The organism is Ferrimonas lipolytica (assembly GCF_012295575.1).
In the GTDB taxonomy this organism is placed as follows: Bacteria; Pseudomonadota; Gammaproteobacteria; order Enterobacterales; family Shewanellaceae; genus Ferrimonas; species Ferrimonas lipolytica.
The window spans coordinates 2563842-2583847 of the sequence record NZ_CP051180.1; the positions used below are offsets into that span (position 1 = coordinate 2563842).

20 protein-coding genes are annotated in these 20006 nt (G+C 50.7%); 3 read left to right on the top strand and 17 right to left on the bottom strand.

What is annotated here, in order from left to right; translation table 11 throughout:
• Positions 1-4: 4 nt before the first annotated feature.
• Positions 5-1756 carry an L-arabinonate dehydratase gene (gene araD / locus HER31_RS11700; RefSeq protein WP_168660753.1) on the bottom strand — a complete coding sequence of 584 codons (1752 nt, stop codon included), beginning with the start codon at positions 1754-1756 and terminating at the stop codon, positions 5-7.
• A gap of 228 nt (positions 1757-1984) precedes the next feature.
• Between araD and HER31_RS11705 the strand changes: the two genes are divergently transcribed.
• Complete coding sequence (locus tag HER31_RS11705) at positions 1985-3706, top strand: solute:sodium symporter family transporter (RefSeq protein ID WP_168660754.1); 1722 nt, start codon at positions 1985-1987, stop codon at positions 3704-3706.
• Positions 3690-4721: a LacI family DNA-binding transcriptional regulator gene (locus tag HER31_RS11710; protein ID WP_168660755.1), complete on the top strand. Its 1032-nt coding sequence runs from the start codon at positions 3690-3692 to the stop codon at positions 4719-4721. Before HER31_RS11705 ends, HER31_RS11710 begins: the two co-directional genes overlap by 17 nt.
• A gap of 416 nt (positions 4722-5137) precedes the next feature.
• Here HER31_RS11710 and acpS read toward each other — a convergent pair whose 3' ends face one another.
• The 11 genes from acpS to rpoE form a co-directional block, all read right to left on the bottom strand.
• On the bottom strand, positions 5138-5515 hold the full coding sequence (acpS, locus tag HER31_RS11715) for a holo-ACP synthase (protein WP_168660756.1): 378 nt from the start codon (positions 5513-5515) through the stop codon (positions 5138-5140).
• On the bottom strand, positions 5515-6243 hold the full coding sequence (gene pdxJ, locus HER31_RS11720) for a pyridoxine 5'-phosphate synthase (RefSeq protein ID WP_168660757.1): 729 nt from the start codon (positions 6241-6243) through the stop codon (positions 5515-5517). Before pdxJ ends, acpS begins: the two co-directional genes overlap by 1 nt.
• The gene (gene recO / locus HER31_RS11725; RefSeq protein ID WP_168660758.1) at positions 6221-6949 is read right to left on the bottom strand and encodes a DNA repair protein RecO; all 729 of its coding nucleotides are present in this window, start codon (positions 6947-6949) and stop codon (positions 6221-6223) included. The genes pdxJ and recO overlap by 23 nt, the downstream gene beginning before the upstream one ends.
• The gene (gene era / locus HER31_RS11730; protein ID WP_168660759.1) at positions 6936-7841 is read right to left on the bottom strand and encodes a GTPase Era; all 906 of its coding nucleotides are present in this window, start codon (positions 7839-7841) and stop codon (positions 6936-6938) included. The genes recO and era overlap by 14 nt, the downstream gene beginning before the upstream one ends.
• Positions 7838-8512 carry a ribonuclease III gene (rnc, locus tag HER31_RS11735; protein WP_168663307.1) on the bottom strand — a complete coding sequence of 225 codons (675 nt, stop codon included), beginning with the start codon at positions 8510-8512 and terminating at the stop codon, positions 7838-7840. The genes era and rnc overlap by 4 nt, the downstream gene beginning before the upstream one ends.
• A complete protein-coding gene (lepB, locus tag HER31_RS11740; protein WP_168660760.1) occupies positions 8512-9432 on the bottom strand; it encodes a signal peptidase I in 921 nt (306 codons plus the stop codon). The genes rnc and lepB overlap by 1 nt, the downstream gene beginning before the upstream one ends.
• Positions 9433-9435: 3 nt before the next feature.
• Positions 9436-11229 (bottom strand): translation elongation factor 4, encoded by a 1794-nt coding sequence (gene lepA / locus HER31_RS11745; protein WP_168660761.1) that lies wholly within the window; start codon positions 11227-11229, stop codon positions 9436-9438.
• Between the two features lie 169 nt (positions 11230-11398).
• Entirely contained in the window at positions 11399-11836 is a 438-nt protein-coding gene (locus HER31_RS11750; protein ID WP_168660762.1) for a SoxR reducing system RseC family protein, read from the bottom strand.
• Complete coding sequence (locus HER31_RS11755) at positions 11833-12789, bottom strand: MucB/RseB C-terminal domain-containing protein (RefSeq protein ID WP_238786816.1); 957 nt, start codon at positions 12787-12789, stop codon at positions 11833-11835. The genes HER31_RS11750 and HER31_RS11755 overlap by 4 nt, the downstream gene beginning before the upstream one ends.
• 26 nt (positions 12790-12815) lie before the next feature.
• Positions 12816-13370 (bottom strand): sigma-E factor negative regulatory protein, encoded by a 555-nt coding sequence (locus tag HER31_RS11760; protein WP_168660763.1) that lies wholly within the window; start codon positions 13368-13370, stop codon positions 12816-12818.
• A gap of 14 nt (positions 13371-13384) precedes the next feature.
• Positions 13385-13966 carry an RNA polymerase sigma factor RpoE gene (gene rpoE, locus HER31_RS11765; RefSeq protein WP_168660764.1) on the bottom strand — a complete coding sequence of 194 codons (582 nt, stop codon included), beginning with the start codon at positions 13964-13966 and terminating at the stop codon, positions 13385-13387.
• A 198-nt stretch (positions 13967-14164) separates the two neighbouring features.
• On the opposite strand from rpoE, the gene nadB reads away from it, so the two are divergent.
• Positions 14165-15775: an L-aspartate oxidase gene (nadB, locus tag HER31_RS11770; protein WP_168660765.1), complete on the top strand. Its 1611-nt coding sequence runs from the start codon at positions 14165-14167 to the stop codon at positions 15773-15775.
• Here the strand turns inward: nadB and HER31_RS19005 are convergent.
• The 5 genes from HER31_RS19005 to nhaA form a co-directional block, all read right to left on the bottom strand.
• Positions 15724-16185: a protein YgfX gene (locus HER31_RS19005; protein WP_420811000.1), complete on the bottom strand. Its 462-nt coding sequence runs from the start codon at positions 16183-16185 to the stop codon at positions 15724-15726. The genes nadB and HER31_RS19005 overlap by 52 nt on opposite strands.
• Positions 16142-16411 (bottom strand): FAD assembly factor SdhE, encoded by a 270-nt coding sequence (locus HER31_RS11775; protein WP_168660766.1) that lies wholly within the window; start codon positions 16409-16411, stop codon positions 16142-16144. The genes HER31_RS19005 and HER31_RS11775 overlap by 44 nt, the downstream gene beginning before the upstream one ends.
• A gap of 45 nt (positions 16412-16456) precedes the next feature.
• The gene (locus HER31_RS11780; RefSeq protein WP_168660767.1) at positions 16457-17650 is read right to left on the bottom strand and encodes a Bcr/CflA family multidrug efflux MFS transporter; all 1194 of its coding nucleotides are present in this window, start codon (positions 17648-17650) and stop codon (positions 16457-16459) included.
• Positions 17651-17744: 94 nt separating this feature from the next.
• The gene (gene nhaR / locus HER31_RS11785) at positions 17745-18635 is read right to left on the bottom strand and encodes a transcriptional activator NhaR (RefSeq protein WP_168660768.1); all 891 of its coding nucleotides are present in this window, start codon (positions 18633-18635) and stop codon (positions 17745-17747) included.
• 22 nt (positions 18636-18657) lie between these two features.
• Positions 18658-19833, bottom strand: coding sequence for a Na+/H+ antiporter NhaA (gene nhaA / locus HER31_RS11790; RefSeq protein ID WP_168660769.1), 1176 nt, complete (start codon positions 19831-19833; stop codon positions 18658-18660).
• Positions 19834-20006 lie beyond the last annotated feature (173 nt).

Consider the following 20006-nt stretch of genomic DNA (forward strand, 5'->3'; position numbering starts at 1 on the left):
CGAATTAGTGAATTGGTGGCTCAGGAACATCGCTACCAGCTTGCAGGAAGTCGAAATCACAACCTTCGTCAGCTTGGGTAACGTGCTGCTGGTAAAGGGCAGCGTATGAGCGGTCGAAGGTACGATGGGTTGGCTTCAGATGCTCACGACGATCGGCCAGCTCTTCGTCAGATACCAACATGTTCAAAGAACCCGCTTCGATATCCAGTTCGATGATGTCGCCAGTCTTAACCAGCGCCAATGGACCACCAACCGCAGACTCAGGGGCAACGTGCAGGATACAAGTACCGTAGTGAGTACCTGACATACGTGCATCGGTGATACGAACCATGTCGTTCACACCCTGCTGCAGCAGTTTCTTAGGAATTGGTAAGTTGCCCCACTCTGGCATGCCTGGTGCGCCAACTGGACCTGCGTTACGCAGAATAAGTACTGAGTCTTTGGTGATGTCCAACTCTGGACTGTCGATGTTGTCAGACAGTGACTGATGGTCATCAAATACAACCGCTTTACCTTTGTGCTTGCGCAGCTCAGGCTTAGCAGCGGAGGACTTCATTACCGCGCCATTTGGACACAGGTTGCCTTTCAGTACAGACAGAGCACAGCCCTGAGATAGTGGTACTACTGGGTTGTCGAGGTCACGGATGACGTTGTCATCGTAGCAATGAGCGTTTTCAATCCAGCTGCCCAAAGTAGTGTTGGTTACGCCAACCACATCTTTGTGCAGGAACTGCTCCAGTTTCTTCATCTGTGCCATCAAGCCGCCAGCGAAGAAGAACTCTTCCATCAGCTGGTCGCCAGATGGGAACAGGTTAGCCAGTACTGGTACCTTGCGAGCAATCGCTTCCATATCATCAAGAGTAATCTTGATCTTGGCGCGGTTAGCCATAGCAATCATGTGGATAGCAGCGTTGGTAGAACCACCAACAGCCATGTAAGCCACGATGCCGTTTATGAAGTTTTCACGCTTCAACCACTTCGACGGCTTGTGGTCGTGCCACACCATATCAACAATGGTTTCGCCACACTTCGCGGCCATCTGTACGTGGCGAGAATCGGCGGCAGGGATAGAAGAAGCACCTGGCAGCATGAAGCCAATCGCATCAGCGATAGAGGTCATGGTAGAAGCAGTACCCATGGTGTTGCAGGTACCGATTGAGCGAGTCATAGAACCTTCTAGCTCAATCCAATCGTGCTGAGTAATAGCGCCTAGACGTAGTTGATCCCAGTACTTCTTAGTGTGAGTACCAGCGCCAACAGTTTGGCCGCGCCATTTGCCAGAAGACATTGGTCCAGCTGGACAGAACAACATTGGGATATCCATAGATACCGCCCCCATCAGCATAGCTGGGGTAGATTTGTCACAGCCACCAAGCAAAACTGCGCCATCGATTGGGTGCTGACGTAGCAACTCTTCAGTTTCCATCGCTAGGAAGTTGCGGTACAGCATAGTAGTAGGCTTAACCAATACTTCGCCTACTGACAAAGCTGGTAGCTCTACAGGGTAACCACCAGCTGCCCATACTGCGCGTTTAACCGCTTCAGCACGCTCACGTAAATGTGAGTGACAAGGGCTTAGCTCCGACCAAGTATTGATAATGCCGATTACCGGCTTACCCATAAACTCTTCGCGGTTCAGGCCTGCTTGTTGAGTGCGCTGGCGATGTGCAAAAGCTCGGATGGTGTCCGGCGCATACCAACGCTGGCTACGCAACTCAGAGATATCTAGTTTCTTAAGATTTTGAGTATTAAACATGAACTCGACTCACGAATAGTAAATGGGAATAATTTGTTGGGGTCTAATTTACATCGTAGCGCTACGATCGCAACGCTACGATTGTGCATGTGTGACCTCATTCACATTCGCTGCCGATTCCGCATGAATTCTGTTAATTCAGTCATGTTTTTTTATCATGTCACGTTGGAATGCGCCTTATATGGTGCGATAGTCAGCTTAATTCCTCTGATTTAGCCGTATTTACTTATGACTGAAACCTTATTTGTATTAGCTAGCTTTCTAGCATTTATGCTCATCGTAGCGCTCTACTCCTACTCAAAAACGAAAGGGATATCAGAGAGCGGAGTGTCCGGGTTCTTCCTCGCTGGCCGAGGCTTAACCGCTTGGTTTATTGTGGGTTCCTTATTGCTGTCGAACCTATCTGCCGAGCAATTAGTGGGGCTAAACGGCAACGCTTACCGTTTCGACATTAGTGGTTTGGCTTGGGAAAGTTCCGCCGCGATCGCCACCATTGCGATGGCGCTGTTCTTTTTGCCGCGCTATCTAAAGCGCGGCATTACCACCATGCCGGAGTTTCTTGAAGAGCGCTTCGATGCCACCACGCGTCGAATGGTCAGCATTATGTTCCTTATTGGTTACGCGATAATGGCCAACCCTTCTTCTCTATACCTTGGTGCTATCACTATGGATGAGATGTTTGGCTTGCATGAGTCGCTTGATATCTCCTACTCCAGCTCCATCGCGATTCTTTCGTTGGTGATGGGTGCAGTCGGTGGTTTATATGCGGCCTGTGGTGGCCTGAAGGCGGTAGCAGTATCCGATACCATTAACGGCATTATCTTACTGGTCGCCTCTATTCTGATCCCATTCCTTGGCTTAATGGCTCTGGGAGATGGTTCTATCAGCGACGGTTTTATGATGCTGGTAAATGAAAACCCAGAGCAGCTTAACGCCATCGGCGACGAGAACGCATCGGTTCCGTTTGGCACGCTGTTTACCGGTATGATCTGTGCCAACTTATTCTACTGGTGTACTAACCAGATGATCATCCAGCGTACCCTTGGCGCTAAATCTTTGGCTGAAGGTCAAAAGGGTGTGTTACTGGCCGGCTCTATCAAACTTTTGGTACCGCTAGTAATGGTGCTACCCGGTCTTATTGCCTTCAACATGTTTGGCGATACTTTAGAAAATGGCGACGTTGCTTACCCAACGTTAGTTAAGGCAGTTCTGCCGTGGTGGTTAACTGGTCTGTTTGCAGCTGCGTTGTTTGGTACTGTAGTAAGCCACTTCAACTCCATTGTTAACTCCTCGGCAACACTATTTGCAATGGACTTGTACGGCCCGCTGACGGGTTGTACCGATGAAAAGAAGCTGGTTAAGGTTGGCAAATGGGGATCTGTTGCCTTTGCACTAGTGTCTATCGCTATCGCACCATTGCTACTGGATGCCCCTGGCGGGATATTCGATCTGCTGCGCCGCTTTACCGGTTTCTACAACATCCCAATCATCACCATTGTATTGGTAGGCTTTCTGACTAAACGCGTTCCAGCTGTGGCCGCTAAGTTTGTCCTCGGCTTCCACATCGTCTTCTACGGCAGCTACATGTTTGCTGGTTTGGATGAGATGATCGATCTGCACTACATCCACATCATGGGTATCATGTTTGCGTTGGAAGTGGGCATCATGATGTTGTTTGGTAAACTAATGCCTAAAACCGACTACCAACCCAAAGAGATCAAGCCAGTTATCCCTATGCAACCATGGCACCATGCTAAGAGCATGAGCGTATTCATCGTGGCAGGTCTAGTGACCATCTACGTAACGCTGTCGCCATTGGGCTTGGCTAACCCAGATGGTATCGCCAACACATATCCGATGTTAGTTGCTGGGATTTGGATGATTGCTGTGGTAATTATTCGCCAATTAAGAAAATCAGTTACTGGAAATGCCTGTGCGTCCACCAATTAAAAAGAGCATCAAGCTGGATGACGTTGCATCGTTGGCGGGAGTGTCTCCGTCAACCGTGTCACTGTACGTCCGTCGCCCTGACAAAGTCTCCGCCAATACCGGAACTAAGATTCAACAAGCGATCGACGAGTTAGGCTATGTGCACAATAAAATTGCCAGCCAACTGACTGGGGGCAGAAGTCAATCAATGGCTCTGCTGGTGCCTTCAATCGCCAACATCGCCTTTAGCGAAGCGATACAGCAGATTGAAAAGCAGCTAAGTCAGGCTAACTACACATTGTCTATCGCAACCTATGATCACGACCTCGACAAAGAAGAGGAACAGATCCGTTCGATACTGGCGTGGAAGCCAGCGGCTATTGCCATCACCGGTGCGACGCATAAGCCGAATACGATTAAGATGCTTAAAGCGTCTGGGATCCCGGTGGTACAGATGTTTCAGGTCGACCGCGGCGATTTTACTGCTCAGGTGGGCATCAACCACACCAAAGCGGGCTATGCTGCGGCTGACTATTTACTAGAAACTGGCTGTAAAAAACCAGCCTATTTCAGTACTCGGTTAGAAGACGATGTTCGTGCCAAAAAGCGTTGCAATGGCTTCATTGCGGCACTAGAAGAACACAATATCGAGCCTGTAGTGGTCGATATTGCTGGCAATGAAAATATCTATGCGGCCACCCGCCCTGCGCTGCTTAGGGCAATGGTAGCGAACCGAGGAATTGATGGGATCTTTGCCTCAAACGACTCCATCGCTACCGCGTTGCTAATGGAAGCAAACGACAAAGGCATTAAGGTGCCAGAACAGTTAAGCATCCTCGGCTTTGGTGACTTCCCCTACAGTGGTTACTTATCGCCAGTATCGCTCAGCAGTATGAGTTTGCATGCCAAGCAAGTGGCACGCCACAGCGCTGAAATGATGCTTAGAATGGCGCAAGATGAAAGCTATGAAGGTGAACGGATTGATGTTGGCTTTGAGATCATCCCACGTCAAAGTACGCGGTTACCTGCTATCTAATATCAGCAACTGATATAAAAGGGACTTCGGTCCCTTCTTTTATGGCTGTGTACCAATTAAGTGTTGCTCTTTCCTAGGCTGTTAAAGCACTGGCTAAGCGAGTGTTGATACCAGGGGGAAGTACTACCGCCATTGTTCTTCTGCCGCATTGGAGCACTCCAGCAAAGCGTTTTGGGCGGCGGCCTAAGGCAAGGGGGATTCCCAAGGGGGGCGAAGCTCCGCCCTAATGCATACAAGAATGTGCCGTCGCCACCGCGACATAGTCCTCTAAAAGCACCGAAATCGGTGAAGCCGAAGGCTTGCTATAAACCTCAACAGTTAACTGTGACACAGCCTCAAAAAAGCCTCCATCGTTACCCATCGATGGAAGCTTTTTCAGTTATGGCGGTAGCAGACTTGCCTATTTGAGCACGCCGCTACTCGATGATAACGGTCGCCACCACGTAGGCTTTCTCATCCGATAGGCTTACCAACGCACAGTTTGCGCCAAGTGATGCTAGTCGCTCTGCAGCACCACCATTGAATCGCAGCTTAGGCGCGCCCCAGTCATCGTGATAAAGCTCAATATGATGGAACGAGACACCACGACCTATCCCGGTACCTAGCGCCTTAGAAGCAGCCTCTTTGACGGCAAAACGCTTCGCCAACAGGCGGGCTGGGGTTGAGCTTTGAGCAAATTCTGCCTGCTCAGACTCGGTTAGGATGCGCCGTGCTAACTTATCGCCAAGCTTATCGAAGCGATCGCTAAAGCGAGCGATTTCGACAATGTCGGTACCGAGCCCTTTAATCGCCATTAACGACGCGCAGCCAACATCAATTGTTTCATCGTCTGCACCGCTGGAGCTAGCCCCTCAATTGCAGCCCGCGCGATGATACTGTGGCCAATATTGAGTTCATAGAACTCAGGAATAGCAGCAATAGGACCAACGTTGTGATAATGCAAACCGTGGCCTGCATTCACAACGATACCTAGTGCTGCTGCTTGTTTCGCGCCCTTAGCAATACGCTTTAGCTCTGCTTGCTGAGCAACGTCAGATTCAGCATCAGCGTAGGCTCCGGTATGGATCTCAATGTACGGTGCACCAACTTGGGCGGCAGCTTCAATCTGAGCGGGATCGGCATCGATAAACAACGACACCTTAATGCCAGCCGCCTTTAAACGAGTGCAAGCGTCTTCAATCTTATCCATCTGGCCGACGACATCTAAACCGCCTTCGGTCGTCAGCTCTTCCCGCTTTTCCGGAACCAAACATACGTAAGCCGGTTTGATCCGCTCGGCAATAGCCAGCATCTCATCGGTCACAGCCATTTCAAGATTCATCCGTGTTTTAATGGTCTGCGCCAATAACTCAACATCGCGATCAACGATGTGACGACGGTCTTCACGCAGGTGAATCGTGATGCCATCAGCGCCAGCCATTTCAGCAACTGCGGCGGCGTGCACCGGATCGGGGTAATCAGTACCACGGGCTTGGCGAAGGGTAGCAATGTGATCGATGTTAACGCCCAGAAGTATGCTCATGTCGTCCTCGTTGTCGGTTAAATAGCGTCCTGCTATGCAGTGGTTTGTTGCCAAGCAACGGCTGCAATAAGGCTCTGATTAAATGTTTGGCTTGGCGTAGGTGTTCCAGTTCAAGAAGCTGGTGATCACTCCATGCCAATAACATCGCTCCACTAACGGCACGATGGTTGGGTTGTATGGTGGCGATAAAGCCTTGTCCTGCCTGCCATAAGTAGTTAGCACTGGTAGATAACGGCTGACTACTGGCATCGTATTCTAAAGCGGGGATTTGACCAAGGTGTTGCAATAACGCGAGCTCAAAATAGCGTAAATTGGCCTCTGCCTGCGCTTCGCTGGCCAAGGCAATCAGGCTTTGTTGATACTGCTCAAACAGCGTGGCGCACTCTTGCCACTCAGGCAAAGTCCGTTGGCATAGTTCGTTGAGATAGAGGCCACTATAGAGCGCCGTACCAGTCAGAGGTAGCGGCATACTCGGAGCTTCAAGTTGGGCGAGGTTGCGCAGCGTTGAGCGGCCGCTTAAGCCAACCTTTAGCGGCCGAAAGGGTTGCAGCTGCGCTTTCTTAGCGGCTCCGGTTTTGCCGCCAATACGAGCAACGGCCGCAATGCGGCCGTGATCTTCGGTAAGTAGGTCGAGTAACAAGCTGCTCTCTTTGTAAGGCCGAGCATGCAGCAAGTAGGCCCGACTAAGCGGCTCAGTCGTCGCCATAACCGAGGCTACGTAGGGCGCGTTCGTCGTCGGCCCAACCAGACTTCACCTTTACCCATGTCTCAAGGTAAACCTTGGTGTCGAACAGCTCTTCCATGTCGATTCGCGCTTCACGGCCGATCACTTTGATCTTCTCACCGTTATTACCAATCACCATGCGCTTCTGACCGGTACGTTCAACCAAGATCAGGGCGTTGATGTGGAAAGTGCCTTTCTCATCAACACCAAACTGTTCAATTTCAACGTTCAGTGAGTACGGTAGTTCATCCCCTAAGAAACGAATCAGCTTCTCGCGCAGGATTTCAGCCGCCATAAAGCGTTGGCTGCGATCGGTCACGTACTCTTCTGGAAAGTAGTGTACGCCTTCAGGTAGCAGCTGTTGCGCCATCTTAACGATCTGATCTGGCTTGTCGCCCTTACCTGCCGACATTGGGATAATGGCGTCAAAAGCAAATTGTTGCTGTAACCACTCTAGATGCGGGAACAGCTCTTCTTTGTTTTTAACCTGATCAACCTTATTCACTACCAGCACAGTTTTACGCTGGCCAGCACCACGTTTGACCTTGTTAAGTACCATCTGATCGTCAGGCGACCATTTGGTCCCTTCAACCACCATCACCACCATCTCAACGTCACCGATGGAGGAAGCCGCAGCGCGGTTCATCAAACGGTTGATCGCTTTTTTCTCATCCACGTGCAGCCCAGGAGTATCAACAAAGATGGTCTGGTAAGACCCTTCCGTATGAATGCCCATGATGCGGTGGCGGGTGGTTTGTGGCTTACGCGAAGTAATACTGATTTTTTGGCCCAAGATGCTATTTAGCAGCGTGGATTTGCCCACATTGGGGCGGCCAACGATGGCGACAAAGCCGCAAAAGGTGGTATCGGTCATGACTGTAACAGCTCCAGAGTCTTGGCTGCAGCGTCCTGCTCGGCCTTGCGGCGTGAAGAGCCCTCGCCAACAATCGCGTCGGCTAAGTCTTCTACTTCACAGCTAATGGTAAAGGTTTGGTCGTGAGCATCACCGGCAACGGTGAGCACGGTATAAACAGGCAGTGCTTTACGACGACCTTGCAGAAACTCCTGCAAGCTGGTCTTTGGATCTTTTTGGCGTAAGCCCGGTACGATGGCGTCTAGACGCGATTTATACAGGCGTAGAATCAAGCTTCTAATCGCTTCAGTACCGCTATCCAGATAAACCGCACCAAAGATCGCTTCAACCGCATCGGCCAGAATCGATTCTCGGCGGAAACCACCTGATTTCAACTCGCCGGGGCCAAGCTTAATCACTTCAGGTAGATTCAGCTCGCGGCCAAGCTCAGCCAAGGTTACCCCTTTGACTAAGCTTGCCCGCATGCGAGTCATATCGCCCTCGGTTACCTTAGGGAAGCGGTGGTAAAGCTCGTCAGCAATGACAAAACCCAATACCGCATCCCCTAGGTATTCCAAGCGTTCGTTATGAAGCCCTGCGGCACTGCGGTGAGTCAGTGCTAGTTGCAGGTGCGCTTCGTCCTTGAACTGGTAATTCAGTGCATCCTGCAAGCGTTTTAGCTTGAGCTGCATCACTCCAGGCCTCCAATACGGTCTAAACGAACCCCGGTAGGAACCCAACTAGGTAAGATGCTGTCAGCACCGCGCTCAAACTCGAATGACATCCAGATAACGTTCGCTCGACCAACTAGTTGCGACTCATCAACAAAGCCCCAGAAACGGCTGTCAGTGGAGTTATCGCGGTTGTCACCCATAGCAAAGTACTTGCCTTCAGGCACAATCCACTCACCCACACGGCTACCATCTTGCTGATAGTAATAGCCTACCGGCTCGCGACGGCTTGGGTTGATTAGCAGGTCGTGGGTCACCTCGCCAATCTCTTCACGCAGACGGGTCAGCGCAATTGCACCTTGGTTAAATTCACCTTGGTTGACCTCAACCCGAGAGATCTCTTTCAGCTCAGGACAAGGGGTTTGGCCCTGTTCGCACTTAGGCTGAACGTACAGGCTCTTGTTACGATAGACAATGCGATCACCAGGTAGACCAACCACTCGCTTGATGTAATCGATGCGTTCATCTTTCGGGTATTTGAATACCACGATGTCACCGCGATCCGGTTTGCCGGTTTCCACCAGAGTATTGCGCCATACTGGATCTTTGATGCCGTATGCGTATTTCTCAACCAACAGGAAATCGCCAACCAACAAGGTTGGCATCATCGAACCCGATGGGATCTGAAACGGTTCAAATATAAATGAACGGAAGATCAGCACACCAAACAGCACCGGGAACACCCCGTGGCAGTTTTCGGCAATAACCCCCTCACGCAGCAATCCGGTGCGGGTGTTCTCGTCCAACGGCGCGCCACTGTTGGCTTCGGCTGTTGCCAGCGCAGCTTGGCGCTTCGGCAACAACACAAAGTGATCGAACGCCCAGACTAATCCACATACCAGCGTAGCCAGTACTAAGATATGAGAAAACAGGGTAGCCATGAATTAGCTGTCTCCGACTTTCAAGATGGCAAGGAACGCTTCCTGTGGAACCTCAACGTTACCTACTTGCTTCATACGCTTTTTACCCTCTTTCTGCTTCTGCAGCAGTTTCTTCTTACGAGAAACGTCACCGCCGTAACACTTAGCGGTTACGTCTTTACGCAGGGCTTTAACGTTAGAACGAGCAATAACTTGGTTACCAATAGCAGCCTGAATCGCCACGTCAAACATCTGTCGAGGGATCAGCTCGCGCATCTTCTCAACCAGCTGACGACCACGGAACTGTGCATTATCAACGTGGGTGATCATCGCTAGCGCATCAACGCGGTCGCCGTTAATCAGTACGTCTACACGAACCATCTTCTCTTCGTTAAAGCGCACGAAGTTGTAATCCAACGAAGCGAAACCGCGGGAGGTCGACTTCAAACGGTCGAAGAAATCCAGTACCACTTCAGCCATTGGTAGGTCGTAGCGAACCGCCACTTGGTTGCCGTGGTAGGTCATGTCTTTCTGCACACCACGACGCTCGATACATAGCGTAATCACGTTGCCGAGGTACTCTTGCGGTACCAAAATGTTGGCTTCAACAATTGGTTCTGCGATGGTTTCGATGCTGTTGATGGCAGGCAAACCCGATGGGTTATCTACCATTACCACTTCACCAGCAGTGGTGGTTACTTGGTAAACTACCGTTGGTGCAGTGGTGATCAGATCCAAGTTGTATTCACGCTCAAGACGCTCTTGGATAATCTCCATGTGTAGCATGCCAAGGAAGCCACAACGGAAACCGAAGCCCAGTGCGGTAGAGCTCTCTGGCTCGTAAAATAGCGAGGCGTCATTCAACGACAGTTTCGCCAGTGCATCACGAAACGCTTCGTAATCTTCCGATGAGATTGGGAATAAACCGGCATATACCTGCGGCTTCACTTTCTGGAAGCCCGGCAGCGGCTCATCGGAACCATTTTTGGCGTGGGTTAGAGTATCGCCTACTGGGGCACCATGGATCTCTTTGATACCCATAACAACCCAGCCAACTTCACCACATAACAGTTCGGTTTTATCGACCTGTTTTGGCGTAAAAATACCTAAACGGTCAACGCCCCACACCTGACCGGTGCTCATCACTTTGATCTTGTCGTTCTTCTTCAGTTTACCGTTTTTAATGCGAACTAAAGAGACCACGCCAAGGTAGTTGTCAAACCATGAATCGATAATAGAGGCCTGCAGCGGCGCTTCTGGATCACCTTCTGGGGCCGGAATATCGCGGACGATGGTTTCCAGAACGTCTTCGATGCCGAGACCGGTTTTAGCGGAACAGCGAGTGGCATCAACCGCATCGATGCCAACGATGTCTTCAATCTCTTGGGCAACACGATCAGGATCCGCCTGAGGCAGATCGATCTTGTTCAGGATTGGCAGAACATCAAGATCCATTTCGATGGCGGTGTAACAGTTAGCTAAGGTCTGCGCTTCAACGCCCTGACCTGCATCAACCACCAATAAGGCACCTTCACAGGAAGCCAATGAACGCGAGACTTCATAGCTAAAGTCGACGTGCCCAGGGGTGTCAATGAAGTTCAGCTGGTAGGTTTCGCCATCTTGGGCATGGTAGTCCAGAGTTACACTCTGGGCTTTAATGGTAATACCGCGCTCACGTTCCAAATCCATAGAATCCAAAACCTGCGATTCCATTTCACGTTCGGACAAGCCGCCGCAGTGTTGGATTAATCGGTCTGACAAGGTCGACTTGCCGTGATCGATATGGGCGATAATCGAGAAATTTCGAATGTGCTTCATCTGTGCCGGTACTTCGCTAATAAACTGAATCTAAATACCAATCCCAGTAAATAATGGTTCTGACCATCCGTGTTCGAAGCGCTGCGCTTCCGTGGAGCAGTTAGAACACTTATTTACTACGACAGGTATAACTAAGGGGGGCGATTTTAGCGGATTTTTTGCCGCTGGGCTATGCGCCTGAGAGCGGTTCGCCCAACTGACCGAGAATGGTCAGTGGTTTTGGCTGTTTTGCCGCCCACGAACGAGCTACAGCCCAACCGATAACGCCCCCGATTATTGAGGCTAAAATGGTAACGGCCTCAGTGCCAATAGTAGCTTGTGCTGCCATTGCCATACCGATACCGCTAACAAGCGGTAACAAATAAACCGCGGCAGAGGCCTTAAGCAAATCTTGTTCGGCAATACCAACTCGCAGCTGGGTGCCTATAGGATAGTGTTGTTTACTGTCGATGGTGAGCCGATTTTGTTTCGGTGCCATCGCTTTAGCCACTACACCTGAGCCGCACTCGTCTGCTTGTTCGCAGTGACCACAAGCAGTTTGGCTAAACCAGCTTATAGTCAAAGTGCCAGCTTGTGACGCCTCAACCGTAGCAATGGCTTCTATCATTCGGGCTTCTGTGGGTAGATGTTTTCGGCGATGTTGTTAAGGGCTTCTACCGGCATCTTGCCAACCACCACCACTTCATATTCGCCATGCACCGAGGAGGTCAGCGACAAGCCATTACCCGCAGTAATGCTCTTTGGTAGGCTGACTCGACCTACGAGGCCAATATAGACAGAGAAATTGCTCAGGCCATCGGTCAACGACAGATATTCAACTGGTTCATTTAAACCAAGCAGAAGGTGCTGATCATAATGCTTAACCTCAAACCCTTCTGGCAACCAACCAAAGCGCCACGGGTGATCGGTTTGACTCACTGGCGCCAATACTACTTCAGGCCAAGGCTGTGCTTTAATCTCTGCTAAAATCGGCAGCGGTTGCTTAAATACGTGGGTTTCAACAACCAGTAACTGTTCCAGCAGTGCGTTGTCAGGATCAACCAGATCAACTCGCAGCGGCAATGCGCTCTCTACGTCCAACCAGACACGGTACTGATAACGGTACTGATCAGCAGACACAATGCGAATCAGTTGGGCACTGCGCCCTGCGACCCGATTGCGCCCACCGGCAACAAAGCTGTAGTTACCTTCAAGCTGCAACAAGCCACCGGCAAAGGCGCCGGGGAAGAGATCAGGGATGCGAGCACTCTGAACGCTATAAGGCTGAGCGTCTTGTTCTAGAAAGACAACCTTACGGCCAACACGAGCGGCACTTTTAATTGGCCCATTAAGGTTCTCTAAAAATGCGATCTGCTCTCCATCCAAAACGCCATGGTAATAGCGCATTGGCCGGATCTGATCTCGCTGCATCTGTACGAGGGAGAGTTCAAAGTTGTGCTGATTCAAGGCTTGAGCCATTCGACCTAGCCATTGCTTAGCTACATCGCTGCCGGACTCAGAGGGGGCTGCACTGGCCATGCTGGTGAAGGCCAGTGCAATAACAAACAAAATTCGCTGCAAACTATATTCCTGTTAAGTGCAGATGCTTAATGCTGTACCACAACACCATTCAAACGTTGCTGTAACAGGTGGTCGCGCAAGAACGCGTTGGCACGGATCTGCTGTTCTTTAGCAGACTCTTCAGCGGTACGCTCGTTTTGAGCGCCCATGCCAGGTACTTGGTAACTGGCTGGAGTCGGTGCACCAAGCATCGGCGTGGTTTGCAATACTGGCGACGGGTTAACCGCGCTGTTTTGCGCACCGTACTGCTGCACACCTACAACGGCTACTGCTGCAACACCAGCAGCAATGGCGTACTGGCCAAATTGCTTACTTAGCTGCACAACCTTGGCCGGCATAGCAAAGCGTTGCTTCGACGGTTTTGGAGCCAATACCGTTGGTTCCAACTCCAATTGAGCAGCCACTTGACCGGCAATATCAAAATTGATCTGCGCTGGTACTTCGTTACGTATCACATCACCAACTAGATGGTAATTTTGCCAACGCTGACGCAGTTCCGGATCTGACATGATCTGGTCCAACATGCCGTCGTGTTCGTTGCCGTCCACGTAATTCGACAAATGTTCCTTGATATCTGACACGATAAGGTACCTTTTTATGCCCGTTCAACGAGCGGTTGAATTTTCCGATCAATGGCTTCCCGTGCGCGGAAGATCCTAGAGCGGACCGTTCCTACCGGGCAGTCCATCACTGCCGCAATCTCTTCATAGCTCATACCTTCCAACTCTCGCAAGGTGATGGCTACTTTTAACTCTTCAGGCAAGCTGTCAATGGTACTGAACACCGCTGACTTAATCTCGTCTGTTAATAGTTGTCGCTCCGGTGACGCAACGTCACGAAGTGCATCTGCACCATCGTAAAACTCTGCCTCTTCCGCATCAACGTCACTGGCTGGAGGCCGACGACCTTGGCTTACAAGGTAGTTTTTCGCTGTGTTTACCGCAATGCGATACAACCAAGTATAAAACGCACTATCACCGCGAAAATTAGGGAGTGAACGGTATGCCTTAATAAACGCTTCTTGCGCTACATCAGCGACGTCACCCTGATTCTTCACGAAGCGACCAATCAAATTGGCCACCTTATGCTGATACTTCACTACGAGCAGGTTGAAAGCTTGCTTATCACCCTGCTGAACACGCTCGACCAGTTGTTGATCACTTAACGGCTCACTCACTCGAGTCGTCACTCCTACTAACCTGTTGAATTTTTGGTTTACTCGTCTCAAGCGCACTATGTGAGACTGCGACCTTCGGAAAAAGTTCGTAAAAAAATAGGTATCTCGAAAAAAAACAGCTACGCATCGAAAAACTGGGTGTTTCCAGCAAGTCAGGGTAACATTATCGAACCATTTAAATTCCCACCATGATACCGGATGACTCAAGGGCTTGAACACCGCACCGACGCGTTAATTATTGGCAGCGGCGCCGCTGGCTTAACACTTGCGATAAAATTGGCTGATTTCGCCAAGGTTATTGTGATAGCCAAAAGCAAACTCAAAGATGGATCGACCTATTATGCCCAAGGCGGAGTCGCTGCGGTATTTGATGAAGACGACAGCATCGATTCCCACGTCGAAGATACGCTAATTGCTGGCGCCGGCTTGTGTGATCGCAATAGCGTTCACTTTACGGCTAGTCACGCCCGTGATGCATTGGAGTGGTTGATTGGCCAAGGAGCGCATTTCGACCAAGAGACCGGCAGTGATGGACAACATCGCTATCACCTAACCCGTGAAGGTGGCCACAGCCATCGCCGGATTCTCCATTCAGCGGACGCTACCGGCAAAGAGATCCAGCTAACGCTGCAGCAACAAGCCCGACTGCACCCTAATATCACCGTGTTAGAGGGCTTTAACGCCGTTGATTTAATCACCGCGAAAAAGCTGGATAAATCCCAGAGCGACCGGGTGGTAGGGGCATACGTACTCAACCGTGCCAGTGGCCAAGTGGAAACAGTTAGAGCCAACTTTGTTACGCTCGCCACCGGCGGCGCGTCCAAAGTGTATCAATACAGCTCCAACCCAGATGTAGCCTCTGGCGACGGTATCGCTATGGCATGGCGTGCCGGTTGCCGTGTCGCCAATATGGAATTTAACCAGTTTCATCCCACTTGCCTATTTCATCCGGACGCGCGCAACTTCCTGTTGACCGAAGCATTACGAGGCGAAGGTGCGCAGCTAAAGCGGCCAGATGGCACTCGATTTATGCCAGGTATTGATCCCCGCGAAGAGTTAGCCCCTCGAGATATTGTTGCCCGTGCTATCGATTACGAAATGAAACGATTAGGCGCGGATTGCATGTACTTAGACATCAGCCATAAACCGGCTGAGTTTATTACCAAACACTTCCCTACGATCTATGAGCGCTGCTTAGAGTTAGGCATCGACATCACCACATCTGCGATCCCAGTAGTACCAGCGGCTCACTACACCTGTGGTGGAGTGATGACAGATCTGAACGGTGCCACTGATCTGCCCGGCCTATACGCCATTGGTGAAGTGGCCTACACCGGTTTGCATGGCGCCAACCGCATGGCCAGCAACTCAATTCTGGAGTGTTTGGTGTTCGCTCGAGCGGCAGCCAATGCCATTGTCGAACAGCTTGATGCAGCCAAAGATCGCCCTGAATTACCGCTGCCACACTGGGATGAAAGCCAAGTAGTCGATTCCGATGAACACGTGGTGATTGCTCACAACTGGCATGAATTACGACTCTTTATGTGGGATTACGTCGGCATCGTTCGCACCGATAAACGCTTGCAACGAGCGCTGCGCCGGGTAGAGATGCTTGAAGCGGAGATCCGCCAGTATTACTCCAACTTTAAGATCAGCAATGATCTGCTGGAACTGCGTAACCTTGTTCAGGTCGCTGAGCTTATCATTCGTTGTGCAATGGAGCGCAAAGAGAGCCGTGGCTTACACTTTACTCTGGATTACCCTGAATTAAGCTCTGATCCAGCCCCAACCATACTTTCTCCGCGTTGAGCCTTCAGCGCTATCCGGCAAAGGCGACGCCAATGGGTGTCGTCGATGCTATCGCACCACAACCATTGCCACCCCAATTGCTCACTATGCAGTACTACCACCTGCGGCAGCAACCGCGTCCGAACCGATAATTGAAACTGTTCACCAGCGGCCAACAATCGACCTCGTCCATTCCCCTCAAGGGTAAAAGCGGCGAGACGTTTTGGTCGATTATGGTAACGGAAATAACCAACATAAAGCCCCAGCATAGCTTGAAGCAACGGTTGCAAGGCGGCCTGCTGTGGCCAACTGAGAATCAATAGAACGAGAAAGGTTGTCGCCGCCCAGTACCATATTTGGCCTAGGCGGGAGTGGTGCGGCCGAAAACTATAAACGATTTCGCTCAAGGACCAGCTTAACGATGCTAGCAAGCTGTGGGTCGGGGCATTGTTCGTGGCCCATAAACCAAGCGAACAACTCTGGATCGTCGCTGGTAAGCAGCCGTTCAAACTGCTGTTGTTCGCCACGACTTAGACCAGCGTACTCCCGGTCTACAAAGGGTTCGAGCAAAACATCTAGCTCTAACATGCCACGGCGGCAGGCCCACTTGAGCCGGCGAATGTCCTGCGCTGGCGTACTTTGTTGTTGTTGGGTCATCCCTGTTCCTCAAATACTCATGCACTTGGTATTACAGCATCCAAGTTAATCGCGACTCAGTGTAGCACGGCTCTGCAGCCAAAAGATCAGCACCGCTGCACTGGTACAACTAATCATCATAAACGCCAACGGTGAGGTAGTGTCGTTGTGCAACCAACTGATTAGTCCACTAGAAGCTGCTCCCCAAGTAAAGCGCATAAAGCCCCCTAGGGCAGCCACCGAGCCGGCGGCGTTATCAAAGTATTCCAATGCTAGGCTGGTGCTGTTAGCAGCAATCATCCCTATTGGACCTAAGATAAACACCCCTGGTATGGTCATACCCCACATCCAATCTGGGGCAATCAGTTGACATAACAGCATGAGTACCGCCCCGAACGCCGCAATAGTTAAGCCTATCGACAGCATCCGCCGCGCCCCTAATTTAGCGACATAGCGGGCATTAAAGCTGGTGCAGATCATCATCAGCACCACGTTTAAGCCAAAGATATAACCGAAGTTTTCTGGGGCAACCCCAAAGTGTTCGATATAGACAAATGGTGCTGCAGCGATAAAAGAAAACAGCGAACCGGCAGTCATGATCCCCACCAGCAGTAAGCCGAGGCATGGACGGTGGCGCAAGATGGTCAGATAGGTTTTTATAGCAGAACGAAACGACAGGGAATGGCGCCGCTCCGGTGGTAAGGTTTCACCCAGTCCAAGTGACACGGCAAGCAACATCACCATCGCGACTATTGCCAGCAAAACAAACAAGCTTTCCCAGCCGGCAAACACCAGTAGGTAACCGCCAAGGATTGGCGCGAGTAGAGGCGCAAGCTGCATTACCAACATAACAAAGCTTACCGCACGGGCGAATTCGTCACGCTTGAAGCGGTCGCGGATCATTCCCATCGTAACCACTGATGTTGCAGCCCCCGCTACCGCCTGTAACGCACGCCACATCAACAGTTGTTCAAGATTATGGGAAAAGATACAACCCAAGCTGGCAAAGCCAAATAGCATCAGGCCGCCGTTCATCACTTTCAGTCGACCAATCGCGTCAGTGAGGGGGCCAAACAATAACTGACCAAAACCAAAGAATAATAGATAGACACTAACGGACAGCTGTACCCGTTCAACAGGCTCGGAAAAGTGCAGTCCCAAAGCAGGGATCGCAGGGAGGTACATATCAATGGCAAGTGGCGTTAACCCAGCAACAATACCAAGGATAGTAATAACAATAGGATAGGGAGCACGAGCCACAGGGATACCTCGAAAAGCAGACCCACTATGTTCGCATCACAAAAAAATCAAAACAAGGTGATAGATCGCACTAACTTAACGCACGTGAAAATGATTACTCGTTGCCGGCAAAGAAAGGGCCGAAGTCAGTGCTCAACAACCGCCGCACTGCTGGGTGCTGAATCATTCGTTCCGCAAACATCACGTGATACTCCTCTTGCACCTCCTCCGTTTCGCCAATTAAGGTTAAACCGGCGTCCAACATCTCCTGCTTTTGCAGGTTCGGCGTAACAAAGATCCCGTGACTGTGGCGGCCAAAGGCCTTCATCATCGCAGCGTCATCAAACTCACCAAGGATCTTCGGCGTAAGTCCAAGCCCATCGAACCAGCGCAACAACTGTTGCCCCAACGGTGATTTTCGCTGAGGAATCAACATTGCAGCCTGCTCTAAGTTGGCAGGAAATTCCCCATCGATGGTTTTTTGACTAAAGAAACAGATTCCGCAGCTGCCAAGCTTTTGGCTGAGAATGGTACTGTAATTACGAGATTCAGCGTCACTGCCGGACAAGATCATATCAAGTTTATGCTGATCAAGCCGAGCCGCCAATTGATCGTCCGCGGCTTGAAAGCAGTTTAAGTGGATGCTGCCATCGGCTGGCATAACCGATAACAACACCCGACTGGCTAAGGGTTTCGACAGGGTTTCAGCAATGCCAACCTCGAACAAGATCGACTCATCCTTGGTATAGTTGAGGAGATCCTGCATCTCGTAAGCGAGATTGAACATCTGATCGGCATAACGATACACCAGCAGCCCCAACTGGGTTGGTTGTAATTGGCGCCCTTTTCTATCGAAAAGTTTGCCCCCAAGTCGCTGCTCCAATTGGCGGATCTGACCTGTCACCGTTTGTGGCGCCAGAAATAGCGCTTGTGCCGCCGCTACCACTGAGCCTTTTTTCTGGACCATCCAAAAATAATACAAATGGTTATAGTTCAGATGCGCCATTGAGTACCCCTGTTAACTCAAACTAACCGTTAGTTACGGTCGGCTTAGCGAAACGCAATAACGTAAAGCCAATAACCGCTGCAACACCAGAGCCAATCAAGATCCCCAATCGTGCCATCGCACCGTATTCCACCATCCCAGCTTCGAACGCCAACGAGGCAACAAACATCGCCATGGTAAAGCCGATACCACACAAGCACCCGACACCCAACAACTGCGTCCAGTTAACGCCGTGCGGCATACGGGCAATGTTGGTACGAATCGCCACGGTGCTGAACAGCAAGATACCTAACGGCTTACCAAGCAACAGGCCAGCAGCAATGCCCAGTGGCAGTGGTGCCATCAGATCATTAACCCCAACTCCGTCCAGGTTTACCCCAGCATTCACGAAGGCAAACAACGGTAGAATGAAGAAGGTACTCCACGGGTGTAAGCTATGCTCTAAGGTATCACTCGGACAAGGCTTATTGGCCTGATGACCCGATGGGATAGTAAAGGCTAAGACCACACCTGCAAGCGTAGCGTGAACGCCAGACTTTAATACCGCAACCCACAGCACTGTACCGATCAACATGTACGGCGTTAGCGTGCGAACGTTAGCGCGGTTTAGGCCGATTAAGGCGCTAATCGCTACCGCTGCAATCACCAAACTGGTGGTCGACAAACTGCCGCTGTAAAACACCGCAATGATGACGATCGCCAACAGGTCATCAATGATAGCCAAGGCCAACAAGAACACCTTTAAGCTCGGCGGCACTCGGCTGCCTACCAAGGCCAAAATACCTAAGGCAAAAGCGATATCGGTAGCGGCGGGGATTGCCCAACCATTCGCTGCAATAGGATCACCGCCGGCAATCATCAAGAAGATCAGTGCTGGGAAAACCATGCCACCAATGGCTGCAAAGGTCGGTAACGCCGCTTGACGCCAAGTTGATAGCGCCCCAAACAACAACTCACGCTTTACTTCTAAGCCGATGAGTAAGAAAAACAGTGCCATTAATAGGTCGTTAACCCATAACAACAGTGGTTTATCCAGATCTAATGCGCCGATGCGGATCTGTACCGGTGTGTCAAGAAACCCTTGGTACCACGTCGCCATCGACGAGTTGGCCATAGCCATTGCTAATCCAACCATGGCAAGCAGGATCATTCCGCCCGCTGCTGGTTGTCCCAAGAAGTTTTTAATCCGCTGTGGCATACATCGCTCCATATTTGAAAGAGTCGAAAGTGTAAGGATATCCAATAGACAGGGAAAATCGTTTGTTTCTGTATTATAACTCGGAAAAACCGAACTTGCATATGAATCAACCAACTAGAGCACTCGGTGGCGACTACAAGGGGTTGAAATTAGTTATCGTGCTATAGCCAGAA